The following is a 24,483-nucleotide window of genomic DNA, read 5'->3' as shown; positions in this document are numbered from 1 at the left end:
AAATGACAGGTGCTGATATCACTTCGCTAACACTTGCAACCTATAACATTCATCGTTGTATCGGAACCGACGGCAGATACAGTTTTGAGCGCGTTCTGAACGTCATCAGAGAGCTGGATGCCGATATTATCGCCCTGCAGGAAGTTGAAACCCGGCGCGAGGGGATCAATCAGCTTGAGCAACTGAGCCGACATACCGGAATGAAGGCCGTTGCGGGTATTACCATGTTCAGCGAACATACGCACTATGGCAACGCGCTGCTGTCCCGGCTTGAAATCGAAGAGCTGCACCGAGAAGACATCAGTATCAATGGCAGAGAGCCGCGGGGTGCTATTTATATCAAGACAAGGCTGGGGAATGTCAGCATTCAGGTTGTTGCAACTCATCTGGGCCTGATGCCCGGCGAACGCCGTGCGCAGGTCAAACAACTGCTGGACATATTCGAACGCAAGTCTGCTGATATTTCCATCCTGATGGGTGATCTGAATGAATGGTATTTATGGGGCCGTCCGCTTCGATGGCTTCACAGGCATTTCAGCAAAGCCACCGCGCGGGCCACTTTCCCATCACAGCTGCCGCTGCTGGCGCTTGACAGAATATGGATAAAACCCCGGTCATGCCTGCGTTCGATAACCAGTTACAAAACTGCGATAACCAGAAAAGCGTCCGACCATTTACCGTTGAAAGCGGAGTTGATTATCTGAATGATTTTGCGTCATGTAACTCTAGTTGCTGGCGTATTTTGTCGATCAATCAAAAACCGGCTTGCGCAGTCAATACATCAAATTCACCGAGTTGAATGATACTGGTGCCGAACTCGCCGCCGACCGCAAAGACGTGATTATCTTTCACGGCCACACAAACACCGTTCTGGTAGCAACGCGCATAATAACCGGATGCTACGAATGATGTTGACGCATGTGGAAATAGAGCGGGGTGATTAGACTCCGCCCATGTAAACAGCCTGTCTGCCAGAGCGGTATCAGTATTTGATTGCAGTACACGTCCTGCTACGGCCTGCTGAAAATCTTCAAGGGCCAGACCGTTATTAAACATAATCCATAATATATCAGAAGGCTCGGGAAATGATTCCGTTATCAGCCTTAATTCAACCATATACGCACCGGCAGGGGCAGCCGAATTTCCATCGGCAGTCTCAATAATCCAGTCGAGATGTGTATGCAGGGAACCGTCGGAGCGGATCTCCCCAACAATCAGGGATGATGCGCCTTCGATGCCGTGTCGATTGAACAGGGTAAATCCCTCGACCGTTTCAGGGATACAAAATACCTGTCCACAGTCCTGATCAGGCGCCAGATCCAGGCCGCCAGCCAGACGTACCTGGATGTTATTTGGCGCCAGCGTCCATTGGCGTTTATCGGTACTCCAATAACTTAAGTGGCCCCCTGCCAGATATCTGACCCTGTCCCCGGGCGTCATGTCTCCTTCCAGACCCTCAAAACCGGGACTGTCAATTGCAGTGCGGTCAGGAAAGATAATAAATTCGGACACATAAATCGGGATGCCGGTCAGCTTGTCGATAGGCATTTGCGCGGCAGGCAGACCGAGCGTTTCCGGTCTTACCAGGCTGCACCCTTTTTCAGGTTGGCAGAAACTTGCCTGCACGCGCTGGTCGACTATTTTGACCTCTATATGCTGATGCAATTCGCCGGCGTACAGCCCGGCTGGATGCAAAAAAAAGATACCGGCAATTGTTCCTGTAACGATACTGCACAGCCTGAAAAAAGCAAGTGTCGTCAATGTTGTGGGAAGAATATTGAGTGAGATCATTGTGTTATGAAATAAGTGTTAATAGGTTGATGTATCCAGTCAATAAGAAACGCTTTCATTTGATAATGCCTCATGCGATACCTAGAATGTTGCGCTCATTCCTACCAGGGCGCTGAAACCCGCCTCGGGTGCGAAATTTCGTAGAAATGAAGTAGAGTTTCTTATGGTCCTGTCCGTCATGTTTGAGAGTTTTGCGAAAAAAAGGATTTTCCTGTAACCGGACATATTCCAGTCATAAGACAAATTCAGGTCCAGTCGATGATAACCTAGCGTTTCGGTTTCCAGATTGCCGGGTTTGTCTTGACGCAAGGCATGGGTATAACGTAATCCGCCTCGCCACTGTGCCCACTGAAAACCTATTTCACTGCCGAACCGTAATGGCGGTAGCCGGGGCACATCTCCCAGCGCATCATTCTTGAACCATCCCCGTACATAATCAGAAAACAATGTTAAGTAGGGATTGAAAGGCAGGTCCAGGCGTGGCTGCGCAGTAATCTGGGTTTCGTAGCCTGCAAAATTTGCAGTGTTGGCCTCATAGCCAAAAACCGGCAGACAGTTTCGCAGGTCCGCGCAAGTCAATTGAAATCGAGGTGGATCAGGTGCAAAATTAAAAAAGAAATTCTGGTTTTCCAGGTAAATAAAATCCTGTATCGATTTGTAATAGCCGTTGGCCTGCATATGAATCTGGTTTCCTGAAAAGCGCAGACCCAGTTCATAGTGGTTTGTCTGCTCTGCGTCAAGGTTAAGGCGCCCGATTTCAAAGCTGCGGGTTGCAAAATGCGGCCCTGATGCGAACAGTTCCTGTATGTCCGGCGCGCGCTGGGCGCGTTGCCAGTTTAAATACATCGTTGTTTTGGGGAGGATCTCGTAATTCAGGCTTGCTGCAAGTGAGTATGTGAGAAAATTCAGCCTGTCCGGCAGGGGCAATTCTGATGGAATGCCCGCCAGCCTGATTCCGCTGCTTAGGGGGTTTGTAGTTTGATGTTCGATACGGGCGCCCATTTCGAAATCGAGGCGGTCAGTGATAAATACAGTTTCAGTGATAAAAAACCCCAGCGCATTGACATCAGTAGCAGGGGTGAACGTTTCAATTCCGGTCGCCGTAAAAGAACGATTCTGCCATTGCATACCAAAAGTCCCGTCGAGCCATTCCCCTTTTTGATGGTTCATTTCAAACCGTGATTCCCAGACAGAGTTTTTAAAGCGCGTCAGCGAAGTGTTTTTATCCGCAACGCTTTTATCAAAATCCTTATGATCATAGTCGATGTGGCTCAGTTTTGCGCTTATCCTGGGCAATGACGGCCAGAGGGTTTTCCACACGCCGTCCAGGTCATAACGGCGCTGCGACATATCTATCCTGATGGCTTCCGGTGCGACGCTTCCTGGCTCGGTATGACCCGGAACGCCGGGGGGTATGCCATAGTTTCTGACCATTTCATGATAACTTCCGCCGATATGGCCATGCCTGCCAATCAGCGAAATGCCAGCAGAGCCGCCCTGGCTGCTGGCATTGCTGTTTTGAATGACATTGAAACTGTTTGTACTGGGTTCAACCTGGAATTGCTGGCGGATTGCCGCTTCATCTAAAGCGGCACCGGGAATATGCGTATTATTTGATGCGCGATGAAAATAATCCAGGTGAATTGCAAGCATCCGCTTACCGATATCGATGCCAATCATTCCGGCTTTATCAGCTGAATTATGATCATAGCGAAAATCCATACGGCCGGCGGCACCGTTCAGAGGAATCTTTTCCGGTATTCGTCGGTGCTGAATATCGACCATTCCGCCAATTGCATTGCCGCCGTAACGCAGAGTAGCAGGGCCTCTCAAGACGGTGACGCTGTCAGCCAGCATGGTTTCATAAGCGATAGCCAGGTCGGGGCTCAGCGAAGAAAGATCATGCATTCCGATACCGTTTTGCATGACTCTGACGCGGGGGCCGCTCATGCCGCGAATGACTGGCTGACCTACACTGGGGCCATAGGACAGATTATTGACGCCTAGTTCCTGCTCCAGTGTTTTACCCAGCGTTTCTCCTGTGTGAACACGCAACTCCCGGCTGTCCAGTTTTTGCGTCGGGTCAGCAGGCATGGAGACTGCTTCGATGGTAATCGTGTCAAATGTGACAGGCGCTCCCGGGTTGACCGCAGTTGCGGTTATAGCACCGGACTGGTTCTTATCTTCCGGTTTTTCTTGTGTATCAGGATCGGCTGCAAATACCGTTGGTAAAAAAAAACCATCAGGCCTGTCAGAGATAAAATTCGGGAATGGAATGGCATCGTCCGCATTACAGCCCCGCACTTTCATAAAAAGCATTTATCGGACCGTGCTCGGTAATACCGCCAAAAACACCGCCGGTAGTGTAGATCTTGCCATCTTTGCTGCCGAGACAAACGCTGTTGTTATAACAGCGTGCATAGTAGCCGAATAAAAAACGACTGTCAGCGGTGTGCGGGAACAGTTCGATAAATTGTGACTCTGCCCAGTCAAATAACGCATCCATACGGTTGTAATCGTTCAACTCGATTTCCGGCACGACTTTTAGTGCCGCAGATAGCGCCAGCTTGTCAAAACCTGCCTGGGCATTGATATGAAAAGTCAGCGCAAATGGCACAGAGGGCTTGTAGAGAATGGCCTCACCGGTTTCGTCAAAACCCAGAATATTGATGAAAACCATATAGGCGCCGTCGTCGGGTAATGATTCGTCTGTTTTTTGTATTTTGAAGACCGGGTGCGCTTCAAAGCTGCTGCTGGTCGTCAGATTTGTAATAAAGCCCTGTAATCCCGTTCCTGTTTTGTCAGTCACTGTGTTTTCGACCGACAGGCGGCTGATAACCAGTTGCTCGTCAAAGCCTTCCTGCAGCCACAGTGATTCTGTTTCGGACCACTTCAGCAGGGTGCTTTCTATTTGATAGCTGATTATTCCGCCCTGATCGAAGCCCGACCCGGTGAATCCGGCATCGCCCATGCGATAAGGGGTGAGAGAATCGGTAAAATTAATGACAAATGCCGTGTGATCACCCAGCGCTCTTCCCTGGCGCATGGTGTCGACTACAATTTTTCCGTCGCGCCAAATAAACGCCATATTCGGCTCGCCCTCATGCGCGAAAGCTGCCGTATTGCCAAGAAGCAAAAAGAATCCTGTAATAAATAAGATAAATCGGTACAAGTGTTGGTACTCCGGAAGTTTCTTTAAGATGTTTTTTCGATAGACCCGGATAATGGATTGATATCAATCGTGAGAAACAACTTGGGCTATTGCCGCTCGAGAATCTGGAATAATATTTGAGCAGGAAACTGAATTCAATGCGACAAATTGTCGCAGGCAGGATTGCAGGCAAACGCTGGTCGGTGACATGCCAATCCAGTGGCTTGGCGTTGAATACGGGTGCAACCTGCCGTTTCGTCAGAGACAAGCGACATATTCCGGGTTTTCATCAATGGCGATCGCTATGATCCTGGGTGCCTTCAAAAGCCATTTGTAACGCTGCGATGTCAAATTTTTTCATTTTCAAGAAGGCCTGAGTGACGCGAGACAGCGCGTGCGGGTCTTTCGATTGCATGATGGTGTCCATAATCGCCGGCACGATTTGCCACGAGAGGCCGAACTTATCCTTCAGCCAGCCGCATTCCACTTCCTGTCCGCCTGCTGCAGTGAGTTTTTCCCAATAGTAGTCGATTTCGTCCTGTGTATCGCATTTCACTATGAACGAAATCGATTCGTTAAATCTGCAAAAGGGCCCGGCGCTGATAGCCTGAAATTCCTGCCCGGACAGCTCAAAGGTCACCACTTCCACTGTTCCGGAAGGTGTGCCTTCAAGCATGGCGGTACTGATAATCCGTGAATTGTCGAAAACGGTGGTGTAAAACTCGGCCGCCTGTCTGGCTTCGGTATCGAACCACAGATGCGGTACGATTTTGTGTTCAATGGTCGCCATCGTGTCCCTCCCAGTTGACTATCGGTTATTGTACCGGCGCGACGGTTGATTGGCATCACTTATGTGGAGGACATGCGCAAATGTGCTAATGAGTTTCTTTGCAGTGATGAACGCGGTTCGGGAACATCGCCTTTGGGTTATGTCATGTTCCTGTTTGCTGGCCCTGCGCGGACTGCAAATAAGCGGCATGCAGGTTGGGGTGAGTGTATGAACCCCAGCATGGTGATCTCATCGCTCGCCATACGCGTCTGTTCCCGTAACTGTCCCTGTCTTGTGTGTTCCCCTTCAAATAGTTCACGACGAATGTATATGTGGATCATCTCAGTGAGAAAAGGCACAGAATATTATTTGCGTTTGGGATAGCATCGGTTCATAGGTCTGCATGAGGGTACGTCATACTTCATTATGACCGGATTAATAACCGAATGACGTTTTTGTGCCGGCAGACTCATATTTTATGCCCGTTGCGTTTACAGTGAATCATGTACAAGTTAGTAGAATCTTCTGGTCATAATCGGCAACAGGTTATATGCATTTTATTCAACTTCGGAGGCGGAGATCATGAACAGAAACAATCAAACTATACTGAAATTTTCTGAATGGACACAGATTTATGTCGGCTGTCTGTTTTTTGTTTTTGCAGCGTTAATGGGGAATCCAGCCCAGGCCGGCATGGAAAACCCTGATACCGGAGAAACCTGTCAGGGTATTGATTGCGATGGATTCAACGACACAGCCGGATCGAATGCTGGCGCAACTTCCGGTTCATCCGGTACCACAATCGATCTGAAAGTGATTGATTGTGATGCTACACAAGATAAGGATATTAATGCGGTTGCCTGGAATATTGTGGATGACTGGGAAAACTTTGAAAAGCTGGTTGAAGCAGAAACAGGCGCTAATCTGGGAAACTGCGCTAAAAACCGGTTCTCGAAGAACGGAAAGGTAAAATGCATGCCTTCCGATAAGTGTAAAAATAATGGCGACTGTTTAAACGGCTGGTCCTCACCTTTTACCAAAAAAATCAAGATTTATCCGCAATTTCTTGCGAAAATAGCAGGACTGGACCAGGCAGACCGGCGCGCCTGCTATGCAGCGCTCCTGGCGCATGAGTTCGCACATAGTTGCGATTTGGGTGAAGACGGTGCAGAAGCCCGTGAAGATGCGGCTTTCAAATACTGGAAAGACCGCTTTGCAGCCACATCGGATACACTCAATATGCAGCTTAATTGCGGACTGGACTGAATGTTTGCAAGCATTTGAATGCCATACATAGCACGTAGGTTGGGGTGAATTTTATGAACCCCAACATGCTGCTTCTCATCGCTCGCCGTACTCGCCTGTCTTCGTTTCATCACTCCACCCCCAATCGGGCAAAATGACACCTGCTGCAATGTATCGATGAATACTTGACCAGGCCCCATCCACGGCGTGATCGACATAACCGTGTTTCACCGGATTGAAATGAATGTAATCCACATGCCGCGCGTAGTCGTTATCGTTGCGGATCATATGTTCCCAATACCGCCGTTGCCAAATGCCGCGTTCGCCTTTCTTTTTTCTGCTTGTGCTGCGATGCTCGTTTTTGGGCATGCGGCGTGAAAATTGCGCCTTGATCAGCATCCACCGCGTCGCGAAATCTGCATCCTGTTCCGGCAGCGTCCAGATTGCGTGCAAATGGTCGGGCAATACGACAAAGGCATCAATATAAAACGGATGTCGTTGCTTGACTGATCTGACCGCTTCCCGAAGCGCATCAACATATTTCGTCAATAGACATAAGTGTCGCTCAGCAAGGTTCACTGTAAAAAAATAGGTACCGCCTTTTACATTCGCACGTCGGTAACGCATCGCAACAGATAACCGTCCCGGATTGACCAAGTAGAAGAATTATAACAAGCAAATTTTGGCATCGTTATAGTCCGATTAACGTTGTCTGTCAGATAAACGTTGGGGTGCGCAAAGCTTACCCCAACCTACCGTGCTTTCGATCAAGTGCTTGAGTGCCGCTGGATAGTTTTGCTCGTCCGTAAAATCCGCATAAAATTTGCCCAGTAGAAAGCAGGCAGTTCACACGGGCGATACAGTATTGGAAGCACCTTAACTTGGCGACCCGAAATTTCCTGATTCATCGCGACATCCAGCTCTCGCTGAACCCATGGCGATGCAATCGAGTCGGGAGAAAGGATTGCGGCGACAAAATCTACGCCGTCCAAACCTTGGCGGATTTTTTTAATGAGAGATTGGCCTACCTTAATTTCAGCCTCATCTAGCCAATACCGAACGCCGTGCGCCTCAAGATCAGCTGCCAACTTACGAACGAACGCTTTATCCGCATGCGTGTGGCTTAGGAAAATACTCTTGCTCAACGAATTCTCCAAAACACCCAACGGCGCGATAACCGGCGCTTGACGGCGAGCGACCGGAGCGGCAGCGCAGGGAGGAAGCGGTCAAGCGTCCGAGTTGATCGCATTGTTATGTGCCTGCACGCCACCCTCTGAACCACTAGGCCATTCCAGCATGAACAACATTGATCGCTCGCTCAACGAATTGTCTTAATTCACCATCTATGATCTGTACTTGATCGGCGGATGGATTGGTGTCGTGGTGGAACTGGCCGGCATAACTATTGATACCCGTCAATTCATCGGTGATGTTCTGAGCATGAATAAGTGGACTGCCTTGTGGGGCATTTTTGATTGCATCGATGACCTGCCCGAAAAGCAAACCGCCATTTATCAAGCCCGGAAATCTCCGGTGCAGGTACCCTTCAAGCATGGGTCGGATCGATCTAGCCACTTCCATGCTGCTCTGTGCCGCTCCGTTCAAATACTCCCCCAGCACTCTATGGCATTTGAAATACGCGCTTTCGCACTCCTTATCGATGTCTATCTCATCAAAATTGCTATAACGGTTTGCGACTGTTTTTAATTTCACACACGCAATTTCTTGGGGTGGGCTGGTGCGCAAAATTTCATTCCGTAGACCCCTCATGAAATGAATATCGTGAACCAACACGATTAGTTGCTCGCAGGCGTCATGAACTCGCTTCAAGATCAACCGAGTTTGCTGCTTTCGATTTAGGTCAAGGCTGCACATAGGATCGTCAATGACGACGACTCTATTTGCCAAATCCGCATCGGACTCGACAGACGCGACGAAAAATGCAAAAGCCAATGTACGCTTGTCGCTTTCACTTAGTGAGGTCTTGAAGTCTGGTATGCCTCCGGTCAACTCAATATTTGCACCTCGCATGTGCAGGTTGTAATTGCTCCGCAATCCTCCCTTGTAATTGAAATCTATGTTTGGGATTGAAAATTGCGCACCAAATGCACTGAGCAGACGATTTATCCTGCCTTTGTAGCGCTCTAGCGTTGTCTGCATGATCCCGTTCAACGCATCCTTTTTAGTCTGTTTCTCGGCCTTTGTAGCGACTTCCTGCGCTAACGCCGCATCAAGTTGTGAGAACAGATCAAGAACATCCTGCCGATGTCGAGTCTTCGCCATCTCCAAACCGTTAATGGCCTGACGCAAACCATCCAGATTCACTGCAGCCAAGCTCGCCTTGTAGGCCGTGATCAGGTTGACCGCATTGTCTATACCGTCGTTACAAGATTTTATGATGCCGGCGATTTCACTCCAGATTCCAAGCAGTTCGTTCTTCGCGTCATCGGAACCTACGGTTTCAAGCAGATTGGCTTCTTTAGCGAGTCTTAGAGCTTCGAGTCGTTCTCTTATCACAGCCAACTTTTCGTTGGCGGCCTCACAATCAAATTCCGGAGGGGGTATCTCAACATGCTCTTGCCAACCGTCGATGGTCGCGCTGGCCGTGGCAAAACTTGCCTGCAATCTCTCGACAATCGCTTCAGGTGCAACATTTGATATAAGCCGGGCCAGATCAGCTACAGAAGCCTTCAGTTCGTTGTAGTCCTTATTGAAATAGCTGCGATAGGCTTGTATGAGCTCGACCCCTTGGAGCGGCTGATTGCAATATGGGCAACTTTCAGTCTCTCCGTAAGCATGGCCATCACTGATCCATCTTTCGAGATTCGGCTTCGCGTGAGAGTCCAAGTGTTGCTTCACTCGTTGCTCTGCGGCCAGGTCAATATCGGCCAGCGAGCTTTCAAGGATGCGAAAGATGTGAGTAACGTCAAAGGCAGGCTCGTCCAGTTTCTTAGGCAATGCCTTCGCCTGAATTAAGCCTATGTTTTGAGCTTCGACAGCCAGTTCGTGTAACGCTGCGATCTGGTTGTCAGCATCCGACACTTCCGCAAGATCGCGAAACTGTTGAAGTGATACTCCCTGATGAAACCCCGTTAGCTGATTAGTAAGATCTCTTACCAACTGCGACGCTGCTAGAGCAGCTGTGTCCGCCTGGTCATACTCACGTTGAGCGTTCACCGCGCTACTGCCCAATGCGAATTGGAGAAGGTTTTTCCGCTGATCTGTACTTACTTGACCACCGGCATATACGTTTTTCTCCACAAAATCCGCATCGAATACCAACAGTTCCGGATGTGAGTTGTTCCAATTTTCTTTTGCGAACGAGGACTGCTGCCCATTCGAGAATTGAAGCAGAACTTCGGGTGGACAGTTGCCATCTATCGTTTTTCGGCGACGTATCAATTCTGGGTCATTAGAAGCGCAAGACCGAAAGATGGATGCAAGAGTAGATTTGCCAACTCCGTTATCGGCGTATACAAGAGTTGCCTTCTTTAGGGAGTGCGGCCTGCCATCCGCATCATGAAGTAGGCCGATTCCCTTAACCCGGTAGATTCTTTCGAGCATTATTTAGCCGTCCCTCCCCAATCGCTAGGCATTGAGTTCGCACCATCGCCCAACAGGCACATAACTTAATATATGCGACATTTTGTCCAATAATCTTTTCAACAATTCAGAAGAGAAAATTTAGGCTGATTAATAGAACTAGATTGAAAGTCTGGTTGGCTAAGTAATGGAACCTAACCCAAACACTAGCAAATTTTCTAAAGAAATATCACAAAATCACCCATTCACCACTTTCTTCTCCGTACGCGCATAAAAACCCGCTACAACTGTTTTCAGCCAGTCTGCTACCGTTGGCGAATAGGACTGGATTTCTATTTCGGTTTCGGTTGCAGCCGAAGTTGTTGACTTCAGATGCTGCTGTTTCCAGTCGCGCCAGATTTGTTGCGCTTCGTCGGTGTTCTGGCAGGTGCACAGCACGATGCCGTCGGCGGTGATCAGCGAGGCCATTTTGTTGGGCCATTCCTTGATGTAACAAAACATGTTGTTCTCCTTATTTCATGACATTTTGTTGACAGTGCAAGTGTATATCTCAAGTGTGACGGTTTGATTACCATTGTATTTTTGTCTGGTAAATCTGCATGTTGGTTCTCGTGTTCATGGCCTTGTTACGCTTTTCCGACCATTTTGAGCGGGTCGACCCAGGCGTCGAACTGTTCGGCGGTGACATAACCAGTGGCGATCGCTGCTGCTTTGAGTGTGGTGCCTTCGCGGTGCGCCTTTTTGGCGATTTCAGCGGCCCTGTCGTAGCCGATATGCAGATTCAGTGCGGTGACGAGCATCAGCGAGTTGTGCATCAGTAAATCGATCCGGTCGAGATTGGCTTCGATACCGGCGGCGCAATGGTCGTTGAAGCTGGTGATGCCGTCGGCAAGCAGGCGCACGCTGTGCAGGAAATTGTGGATGATCAGCGGCTTCATTACGTTCAACTCGAAATTGCCCATGGCGCCACCCATGTTGATGGCGACATCGTTGCCCATCACCTGGCAGCACAGCATGGTCATGGCCTCGGACTGTGTCGGGTTGACTTTGCCGGGCATGATGGAGCTGCCGGGTTCGTTTTCCGGTATTTTGAGTTCTCCGATACCGCAGCGCGGGCCCGAGGCCAGCCAGCGAATATCGTTGGCGATTTTCATCATTGACGCGGCGATCGTTTTCAGTGCGCCGTGCGCATGCACCAGCGCATCGTTGCTGGCCAGCGCTTCGAATTTGTTCGGTGCGGTGACAAACGGCAACCGGGTCTGGGCGCTGATTTCGGCAGCCACGCGTATGGCGAACTCGGGATGCGCGTTCAGTCCGGTTCCGACGGCGGTGCCGCCGAGCGCCAGTTCGTACAAATGCAGCAGGGTGGCCTCGACATGTTTCAGGCCGTGATCGAGCTGCGAGACATAGCCGGAAAATTCCTGGCCGAGTGTAAGCGGTGTGGCGTCCTGCAGGTGCGTGCGGCCGATTTTGACGATGTCGGCAAATGCCTGTGCTTTTTGCGCCAGCGTATCGCGCAGCAGGCGGATTGCCGGTTTCAGCTGGTGATATATGCCCTGCACCGCGGCCACATGCATGGCAGTCGGAAACACATCGTTGGACGACTGGCCTTTGTTGACATCGTCATTGGGATGAATCGTGCGTTCGTTGCCGCGTCCGCCGCCGAGCAGTTCCGACGCACGGTTGGCGAGTACTTCGTTCATGTTCATGTTGGTCTGCGTGCCCGACCCTGTCTGCCAGATCACCAGCGGAAACTCGTCGTCATGCCTGCCTTCGATGACTTCGTCTGCGGCCTGGATAATTGCCGCTGTTGTAGCTGCGTTTAGTAAACCGAGATCGTGGTTGACGGTAGCGGCGGCGCGTTTGACCTGCGCCAGCGCATGAATAAATGCTGGCGGCATCTGTTCGCCGGAGATTTTAAAATTATCCAGCGAGCGCTGTGTCTGCGCACCCCACAAAGCCGTTTCGGGCACTTGCACGACGCCCATGGCGTCACGTTCTTCGCGGTAGTTCATTGCGTACCCCTCTAACGTTTCTTAATTTCTGGTTGCTTGGGCCAATGTTTGAATGCGTCTTGAGCGCAGCAGTTTCAAGGCAAAAATTAACGAGAAAGCGGAGTTTACAAACAGTAAATGAGCATTTTGAGTCAATTTTTAACGCCGAAACTGCTAGCGCAATAGCATTCATCAGTCCCAGGAGAGTGCGCCACCGGTCTGATACTCGATCACTCTGGTTTCGAAGAAGTTTTTCTCTTTTTTCAGGTCGATCATTTCCGACATCCACGGGAACGGGTTGGTCGCCTCAGGATACAGCACATCAAGGCCGATCTGCTGGCAGCGGCGGTTGGCGATGTAGCGCAGATATTCCTTGAACATCGGCGCATTCAGTCCGAGTACGCCGCGCGGCATGGTGTCTTCCGCGTAGCGGTATTCAAGAGTGACGGCCTTGCGTATGAGTTCGTGCACTTCCGCGCGAAATGCCTTGGTCCAGAGTTGCGGATTTTCCATTTTGATCTGGTTGATGACGTCAATACCGAAATTACAGTGCATTGATTCATCGCGCAGAATATACTGGTACTGCTCTGCCGACCCGGTCATCTTGTTCTGGCGGCCCAGCGCCAGAATCTGAGTGAAGCCGACATAGAAGAACATTCCTTCCATGATGCAGGCAAACACAATCAGGCTTTTGAGCAGTTGCTGATCGGTTTCCGGTGTGCCTGTTTTGAAGTTCGGGTCGGTCAGCGTGTCGATGAACGGAATCAGGAATTCATCCTTGTCGCGGATCGACCCAATTTCATGATAAGCATTGAAAATCTCGCCTTCGTTCAGACCCAGTGATTCAACGATATACTGATATGCATGGGTATGAATCGCTTCCTCGAACGCCTGACGCAGCAGATACTGGCGGCATTCCGGGTTGGTAATATGGCGGTAGGTGCCGAGCACGATGTTATTGGCAGCGAGTGAGTCGGCCGTAACGAAAAAGCCCAGATTGCGCTTGACAATGCGGCGCTCGTCTTCGGTCAGACCGTTGGGATCTCTCCACAGTGCGATATCGCGGCTCATGTTGATTTCCTGCGGCATCCAGTGATTGGCGCAGGCGGCGAGATATTTGTCCCAAGCCCATTTGTATTTGAACGGTACCAGCTGGTTGACATCGGCGCTGCAGTTGATGATCCGCTTGTCTTCTACTTTGACGCGGCGCTGTGCGCTGCCCGCAGCCGGTTCTTCGACGGATTCGTCGATGTCTGCCGTCTCGCTGCCGGTGGCTTTGTGCGCATGTGCTTCCAGCGTTTCGAAGCTGTTGTGCGCAGTGTTTGCGGGATTCATGGGGGTTGCCGGCTTTTTAGGCTGGATTGGGTCGTCTTCAAATGTCAGCATGTTTTGACTCCTTATAGATTAATTTCGTATTCGGGTGTGGTTTGCATTCAGTGGGTGCTATTGGCAGGATTCGCAGCTTTCGTCGTCAATCGCACAGTATTTGATTTCTGTCGCAGCTTCGGGGTTGCCGCCGGAAACGCCGCCATGCGCCGGCACGGCGTTGAGCGAACCTGCCTGAACAGTCGATTTTTCGGTACCGGTCGCACCCATTGAGCGCAGGTAATACGTGGTTTTCAGACCGCGCAGCCAGGCCAGCTTGTAAGTTTCATCGAGTTTCTTTCCCGATACGCCAGCGATATAAATATTGAGTGATTGCGACTGATCGATCCATTTCTGCCGTCGTGCAGCCGCTTCGATGAGCCAAGCCGGGTCCATTTCAAACGCGGTGGCGTACTGAGTGCGGATGTCGTCCGGTATACGGTCGATTTTGCTGACGGTGCCGTCGAAATATTTGAGGTCGGCGATCATCACTTCATCCCAGAGGTTGCGCTGCTTCAGTTCATTGACCAGCGATTTGTTGGCGATGGTGAACTCGCCGGACAGATTCGATTTGACGTACAGGTTCTGATAAGTCGGCTCGATACTGGCGGAAACACCGATAATATTAGAAATCGTCGCGGTGGGTGCGATTGCCAGGCAGTTGGAATTGCGCATGCCGTGTTTTTTGATCTGCTTGCGTAACGCTTCCCAGTCCAGCGTGGTGGTCAAGTCCGTCTCGACATAACCGCCGCGTTCTTCTTCCAGCAGTTTGAGCGATTCGTGCGGCAGGATGCCTCTGTCCCACAGGCTGCCTCTAAAAGTGCTGTAGCTTCCACGTTCTTTGGCCAGTTCACTCGAAGCCCAGTAGGCTTCATAAGCGACCGCTTCCATCGAACGGTCCGCGAATTCAACAGCTTCAGCCGAGGCATATGGAATGCCAAGGCGGTGCAGACAATCCTGAAAACCCATAATGCCGAGGCCGACGGGGCGATGGCGCAGATTGGCGTTTCTGGCTTTGGGGACAGCGTAGAAGTTAATGTCGACAACGTTGTCCAGCATGCGCATCGCGGTGCGGATGGTGCGTTTCAGTTTGTCTGCGTCCAACGTGCCGTTGTTCAAATGTGCAACAAGGTTGACCGAACCGAGATTGCATACGGCAATTTCTCTATCATTGGTATTGAGCGTGATTTCCGTGCACAGGTTCGAACTGTGTACCACGCCGACATGGTTCTGCGGCGAGCGGATGTTGCACGGATCCTTGAAAGTGATCCATGGATGGCCCGTTTCAAACAGCATGCTGAGCATTTTGCGCCATAGTTGTACGGCCGGTATTTTTTTGTATAACTCCAGTTCGTTGCGATGTGTTTTTTCTTCGTATGCCAGATAAGCACTCTCGAACTCACGGCCGTATTTTTCATGCAGGTCCGGCACGTCGGAAGGCGAGAACAGTGTCCAATCACTGCCTTCCATGACACGTTTCATGAACAGATCGGGAATCCATGTGGCGGTGTTCATGTCGTGCGTACGGCGCCGGTCGTCGCCGGTATTTTTTCGCAGCTCAAGAAATTCCTCGATATCCAGGTGCCAGCATTCCAGGTAGGCGCAGACCGCTCCTTTGCGCTTACCGCCCTGGTTGACGGCTACCGCAGTATCAGACACTACTTTCAGGAACGGTACCACGCCCTGCGATTTACCGTTGGTGCCTTTGATGCGGGCGCCCATGGCACGCACCGCCGTCCAGTCGTTACCGAGACCGCCGGCGTATTTGGCCAGCAAAGCGTTCTCCTTGATCGCTTCATAAATACCGTCGAGATCGTCGGATACGGTGGTGAGATAGCACGAGGACAGTTGCGAGCGGCAGGTGCCGGAATTGAACAGGGTCGGTGTCGAGCTCATGAAATCAAAGCTGGACAGTACATGGTAAAACTCGATGGCGCGTGCTTCACGGTCGATTTCATTGAGTGCGAGGCCCATGGCGACGCGCATGAAAAAAGCCTGCGGCAGCTCGATGCGTTTTTCGCGGATGTGTAGAAAATAACGGTCGTACAGCGTTTGCAATCCGAGATAATCGAACTGCAGGTCACGTTCAGCCAGCAGTGCATCGGAGAGTTTCGACAGATCGAACTGGTTCAGGCGCTCGTCCAGCAGGCCGGCCTCAATGCCCTGTTTGATAAACGAAGGAAAATATTCTGCATATCGCGACTGCATCGCTTCGTGAGACACTTCTTCGCCGAGGACTTCAGCGCGGATGCTGTTGAGCAGCAGGCGTGCTGTCACATAGCCATAGGCGGGTTCTTTTTCAATCAGAACGCGCGCCGACATAATAGCGGATTTTCTGACTTCCTCAAGGGTAACGCCGTCATACAATTCACGCAGGGTGGCCTTGAGTATCAGGGCAGGGTTCACCGCGTCACCAAGGCCGGTGCAGGATGATTCGATCAACGCGGTAAGCTGTTCCAGGTTCAGTGGTATTTTTTGTCCCCTGTCGGTTACATACAGCGTTTCCTGCTGGGCCTTGGCGGCATTTTTCTCTTTCAGGCGGGCGCGCTCGCGGGCGCGTTCTTCACGATACAGTACGTAGGCTCGCGCGACATCATGCTCGCCGGAACGCATCAGCGCAAGCTCGACCTGGTCCTGGATATCCTCGATATGAAACGTACCGCTTTCGGGTTTGCGGCGCAGCAGGGCGTTGACAACGTCCTGCGTCAGGCGTGTGACAAGTTCGCGCACACGCACCGATGCAGCACCTTGCCCGCCATCAACGGCGATGAACGCCTTGGTCATGGCGACGGAAATTTTCACTGGTTCAAACGCGACGACCGCGCCGTTGCGGCGGATAATCCTGTACTGTGAATAGCGTTGCTGATCGGTATGAATGTCTGTCATGGCATGGGTTGGGGATATGGGCTGTTGGGTTGAGGTTTCCGAGACGATCTGCATCGATTTCGATTCTCCCTGTGAATTGGAATGAGATAAACCGTTCTGATTCCGGGCATTAACGGAACAATATCAGGCAAATTCTGAACTATCCATATAATGTCTTGAACCACTATATATAGTATTCGGTGATCAGGAATACGTAACCAGTAGTATATATAATTCGGTTTTCGTTTGTAAATACAAATTAAAAATTTGTCGATATGTTTTTTCCGCGCAAGCGTTGGATAGGGATTTTACGTATTACTGCCGGTACAATTGAAAGCAACGGCCTATAATGGCAGGACCGGTTTGAGGAGGAATCTGATGAACTCTGATCAATGGCATTTGCTGAAAACCCGGCGTTTTTTGCCGCTGTTCTTAACCCAGTTTCTCGGGGCATTTAACGATAATCTTTTTAAGAATGCGCTGGTTATTCTGATCACTTACAGCGTCGTCGAGCATGCGGTATTTAGTGCGCCGGTCATGATTACGCTGGCCGCCGGAATTTTTATTCTGCCGTTTTTCCTGTTTTCCGCCATTGCCGGTCAGTTTGCAGACAAATATGACAAGGCCCGTCTGATACGCATTATCAAATATGTCGAAATCGTGTTGATGGCGGGCGCGGTGATCGGGTTTTATCTACAGCAGATTGGGCTGCTGATGATTGTCCTGTTTCTGATGGGAACGCAATCTGCTTTTTTCGGTCCGCTGAAATACGGTATTTTGCCCGACCATTTGCGGAAAAACGAGTTGATCGGCGGAAACGCGCTGATCGACAGCAGTACGTTTATTGCCATTCTGCTGGGCACTATTTGCGGCGGGTTGCTGATTATGACGGAGAACGGGGTGCTGGCAATCGCGACGGTCGCGATTGTTGCCGCGGTTCTGGGGCTTATCAGCAGTTTGTCGATACCTGCTGTACAGCCTGCGGATGCCACGCTGGATATTCAATACAATATTGCGCGAGAGACGCATGCCATTATTCAACAAGTCCGCCAGCATCCGGTGATTTTCCGTTGTATTCTCGGGATTTCCTGGTTCTGGTTGCTTGGTGCAAGCTTTTTATCGCAGTTTCCGACCTTCGCCAAAACGATGATCGGTGGCAATGAGCAGGTGGTCATACTGTTTCTGGCGACATTTACCGTCGGTATTGCCATCGGGTCGTTGCTCTGCAACCGTTTGTTAAGAAGCGAAGTGGCTGCAACCTATGTGCCGCTGGGTATTCTGGGCATGACGGTTTTTACCGTGGACATGTACTGGGTCAGTCATCAAATAGTGGTTGAAGATATAGAAATTCTGATCGGCGCAACAGTTTTTCTAGAATCGCTGATACATTGGCGTATTTTGGCTGATCTGCTGGGCATTGCTGTTTGTGGCGGCATATATATTGTGCCGCTGTATGCGCTCATTCAGGATCGGGCCGAACAATCGCACATGTCGCGCGTGTTTGCAGCAAATAACATTCTGAACGCACTATTCATGGTGTTTTCAGCAGTCGGCATCAGCGTTTTGTTGGCGTTTGATTGGTCAGTGGCTGACGTGTTTCTGGTACTCGCCTTGATCAACAGTGTTGTGGCCGTTTATGTTTCCAGTCTGTTACCGGAAGGGTTGGTCAAATTATTGCTGCGCCGGATATTTAACCGTTGTTTCCAGCTCGAAATCAAAGGTTTGGAATATCTGCATCATATGCGCGGCAATACAATGATTGTGGCGAATCATTTGTCATATCTCGACGCTGTACTGATTGCTGTGGTGGTTCCGCACCATGTCAGTTTTGCTGTCAATACGTATGTTACCAAACGGTGGTGGCTGCGACCGTTTTTGTTTTTGTCCGACATCATTGTCATCGACCCGGCAAATCCGATGTCGACACGGTTGCTGGTAGATCGGATAAAGAGGGGTCACTGTGTTGCCATTTTTCCGGAGGGGCGGTCGACTGTTACTGGTTCGTTGATGAAAATCTATGAAGGTCCGGCGCTGATTGCCGACAAAGCTGCGGCAACCGTTCTGCCGGTGATAATATCGGGCGCACAGTACACGCCATTTACCAAACTGCGCGGCAAGGTGCGCATCCGTTTGTTCCCCAAAGTCACCCTGACCGTTATGGAGCCGGTGCAGTTTGATCTGCCACCTGGTTTGCGGGGCAGAAAAAGGCGACAAACGGCCGGAATCAGATTGTATGACGTCATGTCCGATATGATGTTTCGAAGCCACAATTTACAGCGGACATTGTTTCAGGCATTGCTCGATGCGCGTTCGGTCCATGGCGGCAGCCATGTAATCGCGGAAGATATTGAGCGCAAGCCGGTTACTTACGCACAACTCACCCTGCGCAGCTTCATAGTGGGCGATGCGCTAAGAAAAATAACGCGCAGGAATTCGGTCATCGGTATCCTGTTGCCCAATATGGTCAGTACGCTGATATGTTTTTTTGGAGTGCTTGGATATGGACGCATACCAGCAATGCTGAATTACTCGACCAGCGGAGATAATTTGCTGTCGGCCTGCAAAGCGGCGGAGGTGGCTGTGGTAATTTCATCCAGGCGTTTTGTTCATGCCGCCAAATTGTCGCATCTGGTGGAAAGTCTGGAGTCCCGGCAGATCAGCATTGTTTATCTCGAGGACCTGGTGCGGCAGATTTCCCTTTTGAGCAAAATACGGGGATGGTTGATTAACCAAATGCCACAATTCTGTTACCGCTTCTTGCACACATCTGCTGATGCCGAAGCAGCAGCGATGGTACTGTTTACGTCCGGTTCTGAAGCAGTACCCAAGGGAGTTGTGCTCAGCCATAAGAATATTCAGGCAAACTGCTTCCAGGTTGCGTCGCGCATAGATTTCGGCCCAAGTGATATCGCGTTCAATGCATTGCCGATTTTTCATTCGTTCGGGTTAACGGCGGGAACATGCCTGCCGGTATTGTCCGGGATCCGTACTTTCTTTTATCCGTCCCCGTTGCATTACCGCATCATTCCAAAGCTTGTGTACGACATTAACGCAACGTTAATGTTTGGAACAGATACATTTCTTTCAGGTTACGCACGCTTTGCGCGTTCCTACGATTTCCAGAGCGTCCGCTATGCATTTGCCGGTGCGGAAAAACTGCGCGAGGAAGTCCGACAGCACTGGGCGGAGAAATTCGGTGTGCGCATATTTGAAGGGTATGGCACTACCGAGACTGCGCCGGTACTCAGTCTGAATACGCCCATGCACAGCAAACCCGGCACCGTCGGTCGTTTGCTGCCTGGTATTGATTTTAGGCTGGAGCCGGTTGCGGGTATTGACGAAGGCGGCAAGCTGCTTGTTTCTGGTCCGAATGTTATGAAAGGATATCATTTGTCCGAACGGCCGGGCGTGCTGCAACCACCGGAAGGTGGCTGGTATGACACTGGTGATATTGTATCGATTGACGAGATGGGTTATTTGACTATCGAGGGACGTGTCAAACGTTTTGCTAAAATTGGTGGTGAAATGGTATCACTGGCCGCGGTGGAAGAGTATGTCAAGACGCTCTGGCCGGACGATTGCCATGCGGTCTTGTATCTGCCGGACCCAAAAAAGGGTGAACAGATTGTGCTGGTGTCAACGTACGCTGAAGCGGAACGCGGGCTTCTGGTTAATTACGCACGGCAACGGGGTATCAGTGAATTGAGCATTCCAAGAACCGTATTTACAATAGACGAAATGCCGTTACTGGCGACCGGAAAGGTGGATTACGTGGCACTGCGTGATTGGATAGAGGCAAAAAAATAATCTGAATCATTATCTGTCTGCAATTGACGGGGATATTTCAGACAGCCTGCTGTCGGTGTCCGGGTTTATTGCCTGCTGCCGCTGCTGCAATGTCCACATGCGGGCATAAGACTGGTTGGCTGCCAGTAACTGTATATGTTTACCCCGTTCGATAATGCGGCCGTTTTCCATCACCAGAATCTGGTCTGCATTAGCGACAGTGGATAGACGGTGTGCGATGGTCAGGGTGGTGCGGTTCTGGGCAATACGCTTGAGTTTGGCCTGAATCTTTTTTTCTGAATCCGAATCCAGCGCTGATGTCGCTTCATCGAAAATCAGAACAGCAGGATTTTTCAGAATGGTTCGCGCGATTGCGACGCGTTGTTTTTCACCACCTGAGAGCTTCAAACCGCGTTCGCCGACGATGGTTGCATATTTTTCAGGCAGGCTCATGATGAAATCATGAATATGCGCAGATCTGGCTGCTGAATAGACTTCTTCCTGTGTTGCATCGGGGTAACCGTACGCAATGTTGTAATAAATGCTGTCATTAAAAAGAACGGTGTCCTGCGGTACGATACCCATGGCCGCACGCAGGCTTTGTTGCGTTACATCACGGATGTCCTGGCCGTTAATGCGAATCGAGCCGGTCTGTACATCATAGAATCGAAAAAGCAATCGCGCGAGCGTGGATTTTCCCGATCCGCTTTGTCCGACAACCGCTATATTATGGCCGGCGGGGATTTCGAAGGTGACGTCAAACAGTATCTGACGATTGGTATCGTAGCCAAAATTGACACGGTCAAACCGTATAGCGGGGTTGCGAGCATTTAATTTCAGGGCGTCGGGTTTGTCCTGAATTTCACGGTTTTCATCCAGCAGTGAAAACATGCGTTCCATATCGGCGAGCGAGTGTTTGATTTCCCGGTAGACAAATCCCAGAAAATGCAGGGGCATGTACAACTGCAACAGATACGTGTTGACCAGTACCAGATCGCCGATGGTCATCGTGCCTTGGATGACGTGATCAGCAGCGAGAAACATCAATATTGTGATGCCGACAGCGATAATTGTGCTTTGTCCTGAATTCAGTGCGGCCAGAGAAGTTTGGTTGCGAATGGCGGCTTTTTCCCATGTCTGCAGGTGTTCATCGTAGCGGTTACTTTCCCATGTTTCATTGCCAAAATATTTGACGGTTTCGTAATTTAGCAAACTGTCGATGGCCTGGGTATTAGCCTTCGAGTCCATGGTATTCATGGTGCGACGGAAAATCATGCGCCATTCAGTGACGATCAGCGTCAGCGTAATGTATGCAAGCAACGTGATCAGAATAATCGCAGCGAACATAATGTCATACTGGCTGATTAGAATTGCCATGACCAGTCCGATTTCCAGTATCGTGGGCAGTATATTGAACAACATGAAATTCAGTAAAAAAGAGATGCCGCGCGTGCCCCGCTCGATATCCCGCGAAACGCCACCTGTTTGTCGTTCAAGATGAAAACGCAGGGACAGTGAATGCAGATGCGTGAAAACTTTGTTGGCAATGCGCCGGATTGCTCTTTGCGTAACCTTGGCAAATACAGCGTCGCGCAATTCGCCGAACAACGTACTGCCAAGGCGTAACAACCCGTATCCAAGCAATAAAAAAAACGGCAGCGTCAGCATAGCCTGAGGCTGATTCAGGGCATCGACAATTTCCTTTAGAACCAAAGGCACAGAGACATTGGCCAGTTTTGCCAACACCAGCAGGATTAGGGCAACCACAACCCGTGCCTTGAATTCCCATAAATAAGGCAGCAAAGTGACAATGGTTTTCAAGCTATGTTCTTTTGCCGACATGTTTCAGGGTGGACAATTACGTTAGGTGTGGGTATTCCGGGTATAGGCTGATTTCGGGCTACATGAGCCAAAGATAGCCAACGGAGCAACTGCTCAGCGCAATGAGTCCCGCTATGCACCAGATTAGCATTAGCTTTCCGGGTCGATATGGCATTGGAATCGACTTGTCGAACATCGCCAGAGTATTGAGAGAAGCCAGCACTGGCGCGGCAACAAATGCTATCACTGTTGCAACTTTGACCATATCACTCATCGACGGCATGAAAAAAAACAGCAGCGAGAGCGTTCCGGCAATGGTGACCAGAAGCCAGCTCATATAGGTAGAATTGTTTGTGCGATGCTGAAATCTCAGTGGTGATATGAGTTCGAGCGACATGCTGATGGTGCGCGGAAAAGCGTCGAGCAGGGTCAGGGTGGTGCTGAACATGGTGGTTAGTGCGGCAACTGCAACTATCGGATAGGCCCAGTCACCCAGTGCCTGTTTGTACATGTCCAGCAGTTGTTCCGCGAATGCTGCGCCGCCAGGTGCAAACTCCACACCACTACCGTACATAACCAGTGCGCCAAGCGTCAGGAAACACATGGCAAGAAATGCAGTTCCGATAAATCCCACACGGAAATCAAACAGCGCATCTTTCAAACTGGCAGTCTTGCCTTCATTTTCATTTTTACTCTCAGACCAGACTGAATGCCAGACAGAGATTTCAACAGGGGCCGGCATCCAGCCAAGAAATGTTGCCAGAAACAGTAGATGTGCAACATTCATCATCTCAATGTGTGTATCGCCTTTTGAATAGTTGCCGGGATTATCAAGTAACAGGGCAATGACGGCAGCAATTGAAGTTACCGACAGCACCAGTATGATAATTTTGATCAATCTGTCCAATAATACATAGTGGCCACTGGCCAACAAGGTAAAGCATATGATCAGTATCAGGCTGCTGATGATTGCGGCGACTAGTTGAGGTGCATGCCCGCCCAATTCCTCAAGCCCGAAAATATGGGTAAACAATCCTGCAGTTACGACGGTAACCGCCGCTTGAACGATGAACATGGTGGCAATGGTCATCAACAGGTAAACCCAGATAGCCCAGCTACCAAGTTTTTGGTAGCCATGTAAGATGTTTCTGCCTGTTGCCGCAGTGTAACGTGGTCCAAATTCGAAAAACGGGTACTTGATCAAATGAATTATCACGATGGCAATTAACAGGTCGAATCCATACATGCCACCTGCGCGTGTTGATTGCACCAGATGTGACACACCAACGGCTGCGCCTGCATACAACAGTCCCGGCCCCAGTTTTGAGAGAAAGTTACTGGTCATACTTTTAATGGGTAAATATCTTTTTGATTAAAGGTTGAATTTTATCGGCACGCGAATGAAGGATGAAATGTGTTTCTCAGAAATACCCGGTGCTCAGTTTAAAAGTGTCGAATTTAATGATATGGTAACAACAAGTAGTGATTTTATTGCATTCTGATATAGAAAAATAACATTTTGTACTTGGTGACCGCTATGGAAATTACCTGTTATCGTGAAGATGAAATAAACCGCGAATCACGTCAGTTACCTGCGAGTACCTATAATCAGGTTGTCACAATGCTTGCGCAGAACGAGGGTGCACATCTGTTCGTTCCAATACGCAGCATGCAGTATATGGCGATTATTGACGCGGAAGAAATTGTATTCATTGATGGAGACCGCCGCTGCTGGATAGATATTGCATGGCAGAATTTCCGACGTAAAGAACGGGCAGCGTTAGATCAGCCCATAACTTATGACGTTGTATTTTATCGCGACAATCTGGATGAAGTAATGCAGCGATTACAAAGCGAATTTCCATTGGCTTTACGGATGCTGAAGGATAAAACACCAATGCGGGCTGCTGCGCATGTCATTCGATTTCCAGGGCAAAAAAACAATAGTTGAGATTTACGAGCATAGTATTTCTAAAAAGGTATTTGCCTTTTTCAGTATTGAAGTAATAAAATACTACCTGTTAAGTAAGAAGCAGCATTATAAGTAGCAGCGCTTATGGGTGGCGCAGACAAGTACGATACCCATAGCACGGTTAAAGCAGTATTGGTTGACTTGATCAGTTGCATACAAAATTTTAAAAATTTTGAAAAAA

General features: G+C 49.9%; 18 protein-coding genes. 5 read left to right on the top strand and 13 right to left on the bottom strand.

The annotated features are described in order from the left end of the window. Window positions 1-2: 2 nt before the first annotated feature. Window positions 3-704 carry an endonuclease/exonuclease/phosphatase family protein gene (locus BMX44_RS12490; protein WP_090633559.1) on the top strand — a complete coding sequence of 234 codons (702 nt, stop codon included), beginning with the start codon at window positions 3-5 and terminating at the stop codon, window positions 702-704. Between the two features lie 49 nt (window positions 705-753). Here the strand turns inward: BMX44_RS12490 and BMX44_RS12485 are convergent, their stop codons facing one another. The 3 genes from BMX44_RS12485 to BMX44_RS16620 all read right to left on the bottom strand — a co-directional run bounded on the left by BMX44_RS12485 (window position 754) and on the right by BMX44_RS16620 (window position 4,879). Beyond that, window positions 754-1,791: a hypothetical protein gene (locus BMX44_RS12485; RefSeq protein WP_090633557.1), complete on the bottom strand. Its 1,038-nt coding sequence runs from the start codon at window positions 1,789-1,791 to the stop codon at window positions 754-756. Between the two features lie 81 nt (window positions 1,792-1,872). Further along, entirely contained in the window at window positions 1,873-4,101 is a 2,229-nt protein-coding gene (locus BMX44_RS12480; protein ID WP_177167756.1) for a TonB-dependent receptor, read from the bottom strand. Continuing rightward, window positions 4,082-4,879 carry a hypothetical protein gene (locus BMX44_RS16620; protein WP_143056946.1) on the bottom strand — a complete coding sequence of 266 codons (798 nt, stop codon included), beginning with the start codon at window positions 4,877-4,879 and terminating at the stop codon, window positions 4,082-4,084. Before BMX44_RS16620 ends, BMX44_RS12480 begins: the two co-directional genes overlap by 20 nt. A gap of 221 nt (window positions 4,880-5,100) precedes the next feature. Here BMX44_RS16620 and BMX44_RS16890 point away from each other — a divergent pair, with 221 nt between their 5' ends. Then, a complete protein-coding gene (locus BMX44_RS16890) occupies window positions 5,101-5,250 on the top strand; it encodes a hypothetical protein (protein ID WP_177167755.1) in 150 nt (49 codons plus the stop codon). Here BMX44_RS16890 and BMX44_RS12470 read toward each other — a convergent pair. Further along, window positions 5,232-5,732 carry a VOC family protein gene (locus BMX44_RS12470; RefSeq protein WP_090633550.1) on the bottom strand — a complete coding sequence of 167 codons (501 nt, stop codon included), beginning with the start codon at window positions 5,730-5,732 and terminating at the stop codon, window positions 5,232-5,234. The genes BMX44_RS16890 and BMX44_RS12470 overlap by 19 nt on opposite strands. 561 nt (window positions 5,733-6,293) lie before the next feature. Here BMX44_RS12470 and BMX44_RS12465 point away from each other — a divergent pair. Next, window positions 6,294-6,977: a hypothetical protein gene (locus BMX44_RS12465; RefSeq protein WP_090633547.1), complete on the top strand. Its 684-nt coding sequence runs from the start codon at window positions 6,294-6,296 to the stop codon at window positions 6,975-6,977. A gap of 75 nt (window positions 6,978-7,052) precedes the next feature. Here the strand turns inward: BMX44_RS12465 and BMX44_RS12460 are convergent, their stop codons facing one another. The 7 genes from BMX44_RS12460 to BMX44_RS12430 all read right to left on the bottom strand — a co-directional run bounded on the left by BMX44_RS12460 (window position 7,053) and on the right by BMX44_RS12430 (window position 16,744). Continuing rightward, on the bottom strand, window positions 7,053-7,583 hold the full coding sequence (locus BMX44_RS12460) for an REP-associated tyrosine transposase (RefSeq protein ID WP_090633545.1): 531 nt from the start codon (window positions 7,581-7,583) through the stop codon (window positions 7,053-7,055). Window positions 7,584-7,723: 140 nt separating this feature from the next. Beyond that, complete coding sequence (locus BMX44_RS12455; RefSeq protein ID WP_245738920.1) at window positions 7,724-8,101, bottom strand: toll/interleukin-1 receptor domain-containing protein; 378 nt, start codon at window positions 8,099-8,101, stop codon at window positions 7,724-7,726. A gap of 136 nt (window positions 8,102-8,237) precedes the next feature. Continuing rightward, entirely contained in the window at window positions 8,238-10,520 is a 2,283-nt protein-coding gene (locus BMX44_RS12450) for an AAA family ATPase (protein WP_090633542.1), read from the bottom strand. Between the two features lie 216 nt (window positions 10,521-10,736). Continuing rightward, complete coding sequence (locus tag BMX44_RS12445; RefSeq protein ID WP_090633540.1) at window positions 10,737-11,000, bottom strand: hypothetical protein; 264 nt, start codon at window positions 10,998-11,000, stop codon at window positions 10,737-10,739. A 125-nt stretch (window positions 11,001-11,125) separates the two neighbouring features. Further along, complete coding sequence (fumC, locus tag BMX44_RS12440; protein ID WP_090633538.1) at window positions 11,126-12,514, bottom strand: class II fumarate hydratase; 1,389 nt, start codon at window positions 12,512-12,514, stop codon at window positions 11,126-11,128. A 171-nt stretch (window positions 12,515-12,685) separates the two neighbouring features. Then, window positions 12,686-13,879: a ribonucleotide-diphosphate reductase subunit beta gene (locus tag BMX44_RS12435; RefSeq protein WP_090633536.1), complete on the bottom strand. Its 1,194-nt coding sequence runs from the start codon at window positions 13,877-13,879 to the stop codon at window positions 12,686-12,688. Between the two features lie 57 nt (window positions 13,880-13,936). Further along, window positions 13,937-16,744, bottom strand: coding sequence for a ribonucleoside-diphosphate reductase subunit alpha (locus tag BMX44_RS12430; protein ID WP_425433716.1), 2,808 nt, complete (start codon window positions 16,742-16,744; stop codon window positions 13,937-13,939). A gap of 357 nt (window positions 16,745-17,101) precedes the next feature. On the opposite strand from BMX44_RS12430, the gene BMX44_RS12425 reads away from it, so the two are divergent. Then, entirely contained in the window at window positions 17,102-20,530 is a 3,429-nt protein-coding gene (locus BMX44_RS12425) for an acyl-[ACP]--phospholipid O-acyltransferase (RefSeq protein WP_090633531.1), read from the top strand. A 9-nt stretch (window positions 20,531-20,539) separates the two neighbouring features. Here BMX44_RS12425 and BMX44_RS12420 read toward each other — a convergent pair whose 3' ends face one another. Together BMX44_RS12420 and BMX44_RS12415 are read right to left on the bottom strand one after the other, a co-directional pair. Continuing rightward, entirely contained in the window at window positions 20,540-22,351 is a 1,812-nt protein-coding gene (locus tag BMX44_RS12420) for an ABCB family ABC transporter ATP-binding protein/permease (RefSeq protein WP_090633529.1), read from the bottom strand. A 58-nt stretch (window positions 22,352-22,409) separates the two neighbouring features. Beyond that, on the bottom strand, window positions 22,410-23,675 hold the full coding sequence (locus tag BMX44_RS12415) for an NRAMP family divalent metal transporter (protein WP_090633527.1): 1,266 nt from the start codon (window positions 23,673-23,675) through the stop codon (window positions 22,410-22,412). A gap of 192 nt (window positions 23,676-23,867) precedes the next feature. On the opposite strand from BMX44_RS12415, the gene BMX44_RS12410 reads away from it, so the two are divergent. Then, on the top strand, window positions 23,868-24,281 hold the full coding sequence (locus BMX44_RS12410) for a hypothetical protein (protein ID WP_090633523.1): 414 nt from the start codon (window positions 23,868-23,870) through the stop codon (window positions 24,279-24,281). Window positions 24,282-24,483 lie beyond the last annotated feature (202 nt).

Source organism: Nitrosomonas marina (genome assembly GCF_900110145.1).
Classification (GTDB): domain Bacteria; phylum Pseudomonadota; class Gammaproteobacteria; order Burkholderiales; family Nitrosomonadaceae; genus Nitrosomonas; species Nitrosomonas marina.
This window is presented reverse-complemented; position numbering and strand designations above follow the sequence as displayed.